This window comes from Mucilaginibacter sp. SG538B (genome assembly GCF_013376065.1).
Classification (GTDB): domain Bacteria; phylum Bacteroidota; class Bacteroidia; order Sphingobacteriales; family Sphingobacteriaceae; genus Mucilaginibacter; species Mucilaginibacter rubeus.
This window is the reverse complement of the sequence record NZ_JABMJI010000013.1, coordinates 1-11,658: the sequence shown is the minus strand read 5'-3', so window position 1 is coordinate 11,658 and position 11,658 is coordinate 1. Positions and strand designations below refer to the sequence as shown.

Annotated in this window: 4 protein-coding genes; all 4 read right to left on the bottom strand. The window is 41.0% G+C overall.

All coding sequences use genetic code 11. The annotated features are described in order from the left end of the window. On the bottom strand, window positions 1–902 hold a 902-nt coding region (locus FHW88_RS29855), incomplete at its 3' end, for a condensation domain-containing protein (protein ID WP_176629120.1). Between the two features lie 38 nt (window positions 903–940). Next, window positions 941–2,665 carry a B12-binding domain-containing radical SAM protein gene (locus tag FHW88_RS29850; protein ID WP_176629119.1) on the bottom strand — a complete coding sequence of 575 codons (1,725 nt, stop codon included), beginning with the start codon at window positions 2,663–2,665 and terminating at the stop codon, window positions 941–943. 24 nt (window positions 2,666–2,689) lie between these two features. Further along, window positions 2,690–7,495 carry a non-ribosomal peptide synthetase gene (locus FHW88_RS29845; RefSeq protein ID WP_176629118.1) on the bottom strand — a complete coding sequence of 1,602 codons (4,806 nt, stop codon included), beginning with the start codon at window positions 7,493–7,495 and terminating at the stop codon, window positions 2,690–2,692. Window positions 7,496–7,501: 6 nt separating this feature from the next. Further along, on the bottom strand, window positions 7,502–11,658 hold a 4,157-nt coding region (locus FHW88_RS29840; RefSeq protein WP_176629117.1), incomplete at its 5' end, for a non-ribosomal peptide synthetase.

Here is an 11,658-nt window from a genome sequence, read left to right as displayed (position 1 = left end):
TGACTTGTGAGGAAATGCGCGAGCTGGCTGGAGAGTTGATCGAGCTGGTGATAGGTCATCTGCTGGTCGCCGAAGACGACGGCGATTTTTTCGGGGGCGAGCCGGACCTGTTCGGCGAACAGGGTTACGATGGTTTCATTTTCAGGGTAGGGCTGTTGCAATCCATGAGAAAAGTCAATTTCATCTTCTGATCGCAAACTAATTGCGGTCAGTTCCAAATTGAGGTCGTCCATACAGGCCTCCAGCAACAAATTCAATTGCGCTGCTACACTCATTATTCTTTCCTCGCTATATAGCGAAGAGTGATATTCAATTATACCGGAAATATGGTTTCCATTTTTAGCGAACCTGAATAATACACCCGGATCAATTCCAGCCAACGTGCCCCTCGAATGTAAACTGTCAAGACTAACGAAAACGTCGACTAAAGATCTACCAGTCTTCCGGTCAATAATGCCATGTTGCATTAAGTATGCAGGTAAGTCGAAGTTTTGAAACTCTACAGCCTTTTTGACATCCTTGCTTAACTCGATAATTAACTGTTTAAAAGTTTTAGAAGTGTTAAATTCGCATTTGGTAACTATGAAAGAATTGATTCTATTCTCTTTGACTTCGCCGTAAATGGGGGTGCCTAAAAAAATATCAGCGCCTAAATTGTATTTAAACATTAAGGCCGAAACCGCAGATAAAAGGCATACATGAATTCTGTAATCAGAATTATCACTTATTTTAATAATTTGTTGACTGACTTTTTCAGAAAGCGAGAACTGGTAGTCCCTTTTTTCATTAACATCTGTCAATATTTGGTCCGGCGCTATCGAAATCTGATTAAACTCACCGGACAATTTGTTCTTCCAGTATTCTTTCGCCTGGAGGATCCTCTCGAAACTTTGTTTGCTCATGTTGATGAGGGTTTATATTGGGGAAAAACAGGGTTTAATTACAAATTCCAATCGTCCAGATCCAAGTCGAAACTTGTCGCATTCATGCTGTATTCTTTGACATTTTTTCGCTCATCCTTATTGATTTTTCCCTCCTGTAGTTCCAACATCGAAGGAACTGCATTTTTATGTAATCTTGCCCAACGCTCATCCGCTTTCCTGATGTCTTCAAGTTTGTAAGGATTTTGAATGCCCAGTTTTTCGACAAACTCAACAAAGCGGTTGGCACGCTCATACGCGATTTCTCTTTTGGGGTACACGTCAAGTGTCCATGTACGGCTGAATATCAGAGGATCGTATTTTTCGCTGTAAAGCGGCATCTTTATAAATTGAGCTTCCCATAAATTTGAATCTACCTGACCTGAATAGAAAAACTGAAATGGGTTGCAATCGGCCTCATATATATAGTCCTGTATCTCTTCGATCATATCCAGTGTCTCCTGAAAATGCTCTTCCGTTTCTCCGGGATGGCCTACCAGGAACATTGCGGTTGTCTTGATGCCAGCTGTTGCCAGGTTAATGATCGTCTCCTTTATTTGCGCGGTTGTGAGGTTTTTATGCATCAGGTTTAACATTTCTTCCGATCCGCTTTCTACGCCGATCCGTGCACGATAGTAGCCGCCTTTGCGCCAGTTCATTGCCTTTTCAAAATCTTGTGATTTCCTGTCAATCCGAAAATAACCGTCAAAATAAATAGGGTCGTCGATTTGCTGAAGCTCCCTGGTGAGATCATCTAATACGGGGTTAAGGATAGAGTCGCACATAAATATGAGTTGCTTCTTGTGCACCCGGTGCAATCTCTGCATTTCCTTTGCGGTATATGCGGGATTTTTTTTTGTATACCGACCCCAGAATATCGTTTCCGAGCAGAAGCTGCATTCAAAGGGACAACTCCGACCGGTTGAGCTGGAAACTGTTAAATAAGATGTAAGGTCCAAGTCAGAAAAATCCGGAACAGGGGTTGTATTTAAATCTACACTGTTTCCGTCAATGTCTTTCTTTGAATAAAACTTTTTATTGACTGCCAACTCACCATTAAGGAGCTTTAGAAACAAAATCTCTCCTTCTCCTTCGATGATCTTGTCAATATATGGAGTTTCAGTCATAATTGTAAAGTAATTCGGGGAATTGGGTTTCAGCTCATTGCTGAAAATTGGCCCGCCCATTACTGTCATGATATGTGGATAATCTCGTTTAACCTGCTTAAAAGCAAATATTGAAGCAGGTAAGGATCCACTGTAAACTGACAGCCCAAATACATCTGGCATAAATTCTTCAACCTTTTGATGGATGTAGTTTTCGAGGTCACTCAAGAAATCTTTTATGATTATGTTTAACGTTTCCGCGTTAGCTCGCGAAATAATCGTGTAAAAAGTTTTATCAACGACTTCGATAATGAGGTCGAGAAAAAAATCGTCATAATTGTTTTCAGCTTGTACCGCCGCCATAGAATGGTTTCTAAGAACCTCATGCCCCATATTATACAATAACTTTCTTTTATTTGCCGGAATCATCAATTCTAACGCGCCGAAATACCGGTCATAAATATCCCTGAACGCGTATTCGATATTCGCATCATAAGCCCTTACTTCGTAGTTGCCGTGAAACTCCAGAAATGTTTTTAGCGACACGATGCCAAGCGGAGGAACCAGCGGGTCCCAAAATGGCAGTAGGATTAATAAAACTCTTTTCGCAGGTTCCAATAAGGTTTTGTGATTGTCCATAGTCATAATAATATTTTAAGTCGGTTAAAACTTGAAGCCTTCTTGATCATCTGTTGTTGTCGATGGCGTCAATTCCTGTTCATTGCTATCCGACACTGTAACTATCGGCGCGGGGTTTCCATTTTCAAATGCACTCGAATAAATGGCCTGGTTGATCGGTAACTCAGGATGTTTAAGGTGTATATCCAAAATATTTATAAAATCGTTGCTGACTCTCTCAATCATTGATCTTTCATAAACGCTTGTGTTGAAGTTGATGCTTAGAAACAGGTTGTCAGCTCCCTCATAGAAATTGAATAAAAGGTCGAATCTGCTTGAGCTGTGCGCGTTCGTCTGAAATGGCGTGATATTCACCTCCTTCATGTTCAACGCATTTTGATCATGTAGATGATCGTTTAGTAACGCGACAACGACATCAAAAACCGGGTGCCTCGTTCTATCAAATCTGTAATGGTGCTCTGTTATTAGCTCGTTCACCAGTTCATCGAACGGATACATTTGATGGGCTATCGCGGCTAATAAATTTCCTTTTGTTTTCTTGAATTCAGTTATGAAGGTCCCGTATTCATCCACTTGTGTTCTTAATGGCAATAAGTTGACGTAAAACCCAATCTGACTTTCAAGGTCTGCATGCTCGCGTCCGGCAAACGGGGATCCGAGGACAATATCAGATTGACCGGTATATTTGTAGAGTAAAGAATTCACAACGGTGACCAGGGCCATAAACATGGTCCCTTCGAGTTCAACAAGTATTTTACGTAAGAGGCTTAATTGCTCTCCGGTAATCATAATACTTAGGGTGTCTCCCTTATAAGTACGGAAGGAGGGGCGCTGAATGCGGCTTGGCAAATTAATTTGCGGTATATCACCGGCAAGAAGTTTGATCCAATACTTTCGGGAATTATCTATTCTACGGTCGGCAATTTGTTGCCGCTGCCAGGCCGCATAGTCCTTATATTGAATTCTTAATTGCTGTAGTTGGGGCGTTCCATCTGATAACATTGCATTATAAGCTTCAACCAACTCTCTCATCAGTACAAACATCGACCAGCCATCACTTATGATGTGATGAAGAATTGCAGACAAAACGTAAGTGTCATTTGTTAGGTGGTATAGCGAAATCCGAATCAGCGGGCCCTTGGTCAACTCAAAAGGCTGCACAGATTGATAGGCAATATCCGCCCTGGCGCGCGCCTCGCCGTCTGTTTGTTCTAAAAAATCGAGGTAATTAATTTTAACATTTGTCTTCGACTCATGAATGACGCGCTGTCTTGGTTCACCATTGGAAGCTACGGTAAATATAGTTCGTAAAATTTCGTGCCTTTTAATCAGAATTTCCAAGCTCTTCTGCAAAAACACATAATTTAAGTTTCCCTTGATGACGTAAGCTGACGGAATATTCAACGCGACATTTGCTTCACGGATAAGACAAACTGCCCATAGTCGCTGTTGAGCATTTGATAACGGGTAATCATCTTTATCTGTTTGCTTTTCAATCAAATTAAATTCTTGAGGAGCTTTCCGATCAATGAGTTCAACCTGCTGGCGAATGGTCAAATGGTTAAATATTTCCTGTAATGTACATTTGACTCCGAACTGTTTATATAGGCGGTTAACCAAAATAGTTATTTTTAGACTGTTACCGCCAAGATCAAAAAATGAATCGTTTACGCTTATTTTTTTTACGCCCAGTATTTCCACCCATATCATGGTTATGGTTTTTTCCTGTTCGGTACTGTATTCCACAAAGTCAGCACCTGTCAGTATATTAGAATCGGTCGGTTCAGGTAACATCCCCCGGTCTACTTTTCCGTTGAAATTAACAGGTATTTTATCCAGCCTGATAAAGAAGGTAGGGATCATGTAGTCGGGCAGTTTATCTTTGATGAAGCTCCTTAATCCTTTAACATCCAAATCCGCTTCCCCGGAAAAATAGCCTATTAGTTCATTTTCTCCTGCTTGGTTGACCTTTGCAGTTACTACGGCTTCTTTTATGCCCGAATGGCCAGTCATGGTTCTTTCAATTTCCGAAACTTCGATACGATATCCCCTGATTTTTACCTGGTTATCGACCCTTCCCAGTAATTCTATCGTGTTATCTTCCAACATACGCCCAATATCGCCGGTTTTAAACAGGCGTTCCCCTTCATCAAATGGGCTTTCAATAAAATACCGCGAGTTTAATTGCGCATTGTGAATGTAACCCGGAGAAATTCCTTTTCCCCCAACACATATCTCACCGGCCACTCCTCGTGGAGTCAATTTTCCATATTTGTCAAGAATAAAAACCTTGCAGTTTAAAATAGGCTTACCAACACGTGGGCGCCTAATAAACCCCGAAAGATTATCTTTTGTTATCTCGTAAGTCAATGCCCCCATAGTAGTTTCAGAGGCTCCATAGTGGTAAAGAACCTGAATATCTTTATCGATGAAGTAGCTTATATCATTCACCTTAACCTTGTCACCTCCGATTACAACCAATCTTAGGTAGTCACCGGTGTTTTCTATTAATTTACCATAACGGACAAGTAACTGGAGTTGAGAGGGGGTTATTTTTAGAAACCTTATCTGTTGATCGTTTATATAATCCGCTAAAAAATCCGCGTTACTCAAAATGATTTTTGGAACGACGTGTAGCGCTGCTCCATTTAATAGTGTACAGAAGACGGATGTATAAACACCGCTGAATACAAAACTTGAAAGCAGTACCGAGCTGTCATTTGAAGTTATCCGAAATTTATCAGTAAACCACTGATTGTAATTCACAATAGACCTGTTCGTCGTTATCGCTCCTTTTGGAGCACCGGTTGATCCCGATGTGTAAATCAGATAAGCTCCACCCAAAGGGTTTCCTATTACTGTTGTCCAGCTCGTACTATATCGCGATTTATCCTCTTTAAACTCATCGATTACTGATTTATCAATCGTAAACCGGCAGGCGCTGTCCTCCTGTATGAATCTTGTCCGTTCTTCAGGGTGATCTACATCCAGAGGAACGAAAACGCAGCCTGCTTTAAGGATCGCAAGCATCGATATAATCATCCATTCACTCCTCTCCAGCAAAATTCCAATGCAAGCCCCCGCAACAATTTTCCCTTTTAGAAAGTTGCAGATCTGGTTTGCTGCAACATTTACTTGCTCATAACTCAATTCTACGGAATTATACTTAAGAGCAAGATGGTTGGGATGAAGGGCGACCTGGCGTTCAAATAGCGAAATGATAGTTTCGTTTTCCGGAATTACCCCTATGTTATTATTGAAATCAACAATAGCCTTTGTTTTGTCCGAAGCTGGGAGTATTTCGATTTGATGGAGTGGGTACTGCGGGTGTGACAGAGCCGATTCCATAAAAAAATTGAGATGCTCACCAAGTTGGATGATTAAAAGCTCAGAATAGATGTCTGTATTATAATCGATTTTAAACTTTAAAGAATTGGAAGACTCAGTGAACTTTATCGCTAAATCAAATTTAGTTTGACCCTGTTTAAAAGCGAATGGTTCAAACAAGATCTCAGAACTTTTAGCCAGCTCGGCAATAACCATATCTTCTTCATGCTGGTACCCGACAAGGATATCGAATAAAGTAGATCTGCTAATGTCTCTTTTTATTTCCAATTCGCCCACGACCATATCGAGTGGAAACGCCTGATGCTGGAACGCCTCGAACATAGTAGTTTTGACTGATTCAAATAAATAGTCGAAGGAGCGTGAATCATCTATTTTTGTACGTAATGGCAGGGTGTTTATAAAATACCCAATTTGGTTCTTTAAATCCGCGTGCTCCCGTCCTGAAACAGGCGTACCTACAATGATGTCAGACTGATTACTATAGATATATAAAATGGCCTTGACCGAGGCTAGCAAGCCCATAAATACCGAACCTTCTTTCTCAAGACAGTACCTTCTTAAACTCATCAGGGCAGATGGCGGCAGTTCAAATTGTATGGTGTCTCCATGGTAGGTCTTTTTTGCAGGTCTTACTTTTTCGGATGGCAGGTCTATAATTGGAATTTCCCCAGAAAGTTTTTCCTTCCAATAATTCTTATGAGCTTCCATAATTTCGCCCTCAATTTGTTGACGTTGCCAGGTCGCGTAATCCTTGTATTGAATTTCAAGGGGCGGCAACTGAACTTGTTTATTCCGTGTCAGCGCGTCATAAAAGGCGAAGAGGTCGCGGGTCAATACTTCGATAGACCAACCATCACCGATTAAATGATGAATATTATAAGTTAAAATATAACGCGATTCTTCTACCCGGAGCAACCCTATGTGCAATAGGGGGCCGTTCTCCAGGTCGAAATGTTTTTGAATGACGTTTTCAATATAGTTGTCTACGAGAACCTCCTTGCCGTAGCGTTCGCGGAGGTCAATATATTCAGGTTCGAAAGGGTATTCAGAAGAAGGCATTACAAATTGGCGTATTTCGTTGCCATCCTCTTTAAAAACTGTCCTGAGGCTTTCGTGTCTTTCCAATACGTTATTTACTGCTTTGAAAAAGATATCTTTTTTCAAAGGGCCCGACAGTTGCACAACTCCCGGCATATTATAGGCAACGCTGGTACCTTCGGTTTGTATTGTTACCCATGTACGATGTTGAGAGGACGATAGCGGGTAATTTTGAGCCTCCGAAGCTTTGTGGATTCTCACAAATGTTTCTTTTGTATTATTACGGAGATATTCAATTAATGTAGGCTTCTGAAGCTTCAACTCGGCTAATATATCCTGACCGGGCGCCTGACCGAAAGCCGTCACTTCGAGGTCATTCCCCTTAAGCCTTACTCTGATTTCCTTTTCACGTAAACGGTTCAATAAAGATTTGATTTCTTCCATATCACTTTAAATAATGATTATATGACTTTCGCTGCCCTGTATTTGATCTTCAGCATTTAACCACTGTTTGTTCAATATTTCCGTACTCAGGTCATGCAGAGTTGTATTACTGAAAATATCCTCCAGTTTTAATTTTATATTGAATACCTTATGTATTTCACTGACAAGTTTTGTAGCTTTTAGGCTATGACCACCCAAATCAAAGAAGTTGTCATTTATACCAATTTGCTCAATCAGTAAGAGCTCTTTCCATATCTCCACCAGCAAACGTTCTGTGTCGTTCTCCGGCGCGGCGTACTTTACGCCTGTTACCATGGCGTGGGATTCCGGATTTGGTAGCTTGGCCTTATCGATTTTTCCATTTGATGTAAGGGGGAGTTTTTCTAACTGAACAAAATAACCAGGTATCATATAGGACGGCAGGCTCTTTCCTAAATAATTTTTGATTTCTTTGGTGTTTAAGTTTTTTCTACCCACTACGTACGCCACAAGCTCGTTTTCCGTATTTCTTCCAACACGGAGAACCACGATAGCAGAAACGATATTTTTATGGGACTCAAGCGCAAGCTCGATCTCTTTTAATTCAATTCTGTACCCCCTGATTTTAACCTGGTCATCCATTCGTCCACCATAAAGTAGTTCTCCCGTGCTTGAAAGTTTCACTTTATCTCCAGTCCGGTAAAGTCTTCCTGCTTTGAAAGGGTTTGGGATAAACTTTTCCGCTGTCAAGGCGGGTGCATTCAAATATCCTCGGGCTACACCTGCTCCGCCAACATACAACTCGCCGAATACACCTTGAGGGACCGGGTTTAATTGATTATCAAGTATATACGCTGATAGGGTGGGAATTGGCTTTCCAATGCTACTGGAGTTGGAAAGGATATCCTCAATGTTAATGTCCTTATAGGTCACATGCACGGTTGTTTCGGTGATTCCATACATATTGACCAGTTTTGTTTTTGGGTATTTTTCTGCCCATGGTTTCAGTTTGACCGGGCTGAGAGCTTCCCCTCCGAAAATGACGTACCTTAAACTTAAGTCAATAGTGTCCCGGCCGGATAATTCATCGAGTAAGTTATAAAATGCTGAAGGGGTCTGATTTAGGATGGTGGCTTTTTCCCGGAGCAAAAGATCAAAAAATAAGGCCGGGTCCCGCGTTAATTCGTCAGGTACAACAATTAATTTGCCCCCGTTTAGCAGGGCACCAAATAGTTCCCAGACGGAAAAGTCAAAACAGAATGAGTGGAACATAGTCCATACATCTTTTTCGCTGAAGTCGAATAGCTGTTTGTCGTTTTTCAATAATCGAACAACGTTTCCATGTTCTACAAGTGTTCCCTTGGGTTTACCGGTAGTACCTGAGGTGAAAATGACATAGGCCAGGCTAGCTGGATCATTTGAAACGCCAGGGTTAATTACCGGCTGATGCATTTGTTGAGTTTTAAATTTCCGCAATTCGTAATCATCAATGACACATTTGCATGAAGATGCAGTCAGAATATGATCAATTCTCTCCTGCGGGTAATGTGGATCCACCGGCACGTAAGCGGCACCGGCTTTGAGTACCGCCAAAATTGCAATGACAAGCCATTCACTCCTGTTTAACTTGATGCCAATGAGGTCATCATTTTGTATATCATAGGTGTTTCGCAAATAGAAAGCCAACTGATTGGATAGCTCATTTAATTCGTTATATGTCAACCTCGTACCCTCATATACGACGCAATCAGCATCGGGAGTCATTCTTGCCTGTTCTTCAAATAAACTAGTGATGGTCTTTTGAAACGGATAGTTAGATTCGGTATTATCCAGATAGTGCAACAATGCTGATTTCTGAGAAGGGTTAAATATGTCGAGCTCGCTCACCTTCTTTTCTCGGGATGAGATACAATCAGTGATAAGATTAAAATAATGGTCTAAAAAACGATCGATGGTGTCTTCTTCAAAATAAATGCTATTATAAGTAAGGTAAATTCCGTACTCATCCGTTTTCTTTATCAATAAATTAATATCATATTTTCCCAATCCGTGGTTTAACTCTATAATTTCAAAATCCCTTAGTGCATCCTCTTCATAGCTAAACAAAATATCGAAAAGAGCTGTGCGGCTCATATCTTTTTCAGGATTCACCTCCAGTACCACACTTTCAAAGGGAATTCCGCTAAAATCACGGGACTCTTCATATTCTGATCGGATGTGTTCGGCGAGGGATACGAAAGGTAAATCAACCTTTACGGAATTCTTTAAAGTGATCAGATTTACAATCGGTCCGACAATATTCCTTAAAGCCGGATTTTCTCTTCTATCTGCTACTGTTCCAATCACAATTTCCTCGCTACCCGTTAGGCGATAAAGCAACACGTTAAAAGCTGCAAGGAAAATGGATAGTTCCGTTTTATTTGAAAACTTGCAAAATGCCCTAATTGCGTTTGACAAATCAGCGTCGACGCGGCGCTCTTTTAGCCCGTACTTGTAAACGTGGATCGGGGCACGTTGTTTGTCCGTTTCCAGGACTAGGATAGGTGCGTTTTTCAATTTTCTCCTCCAGTATGATGTGAGTGGAGATAGATCGATTTTGTTTAGATTATTTTGCCATTTTGAGAAGTCACGATAACTGCCAATTGCTTGTTTGTCTGTGGCTGTTTCGGGTTTGTAATAATTCGCGAGAATCTCCTCGAAGACAATTCGAAGTGACGCTCTGTCCAGAATGATGTGATGGGCTGTTATCAGAAATATAGTTCCACCGTCACAATATACATTATCAAAGCGAATCAGCGAATCGGAGCTTAACTCAAAAGGAACTTGTATCAGGCTTAAAATGTATTCCCCTATTTTTTCCGGCGAACAGTCCGAATGTGTTTTGAGATTAATGATCCCGCAGTCACAAATTTGCTGATAAGGAAATCCGGAATCGTTTTTTATCCTCGTTCTGAGCGCGCTGTTGTTTTGTACGACCTTTGTTATTGCAACTTCCAGCTTTGCTGCATTTAATGCTGTATCGAATTTTACAGCTAAAGATAAATTGTGATATACAGGGCTGTTTTCATAGAGATTATTTTTCTCAAATTCATCAATGAACCATAATCTTTTTTGATGCTCGGTGCATTCCATCATTTCAATGGTCACTGGCTCGAGCGTTACCTTTAATTGACCTTTATCATGCTCGAGCTTTTTGATCAAACGTTCCACTGATGAATCAGCTGAAACTGTTATAGCACCCATCAGTTCTGCCAGGTCATCCGAAATCTTGATAGCCGTATCACTATCAAAAATATCTGTATTGAACTCAAGAGTTGTCAATAGCCCCTCCGGATCTTCCTGAAAATAAAAAGTCAGGTCATATTTACTGACATTTCGTTTATAACCTTCATATTTCGTGATCCGAACGTGCTTGGATTGTTCCAGGATTTTTAGCGGGTCCTTCAGTGCTGAATGTTGCATGACGATCATGACATCAAACAACAGGTTTTTGCTTAAATCTCTCTTGAGGTTAAGATCATCAACCAGTTCGTCAAAAGGGTACAGCTGATTTTCATAGGCCTTCAGGCTGGTGCGTTTTGCTTGAGCAAATAATTCTGTAAAACTTTTCTTCGCCTGAAACCTCGTCCTAAGGGCAACAGTGTTAATGAAAAGTCCAATTTGCTGCTCAAGGTCTGCGTGCTCGCGACCGGAAATCGGGGTGCCAATAATGATATCTTCCTTGTTTGTATATTTGTAGAGCAAGGCATTTACCACAGACAGCAATCCCATAAATAAAGTGCCGCCAAGCTCCTGGGTGAGGCTTTTAAACGGTTCTGTAATCTGCGAGGGTATTCTTTTGGTGATGGTTCCGCCTTTAAATGTTTTTACCGGAGGCCTTTTTCTATCTGTTGGAAGGTCTAGTACAGGTATCAGATGATCGAATTGACTTAACCAATAATCTCTTTGTGCCTGGAGTATGCCTTTATTCAGTTCAGCCTGTTGCCAAACGGAATAGTCCTTGTACTGAATAGGTAAGTCGGGAAATTTGTTTGGCGTTCCAACAAAATTTGTATTGTAAACTTGCGTAAGTTCACTAATAAAGATATTCATCGACCAGCCATCGCTGATGATATGGTGCATTACATAGGTAAATAACCAGCGATCGTCAGCTAACTGGTATATTGCGACACGTAAAAGAGGGC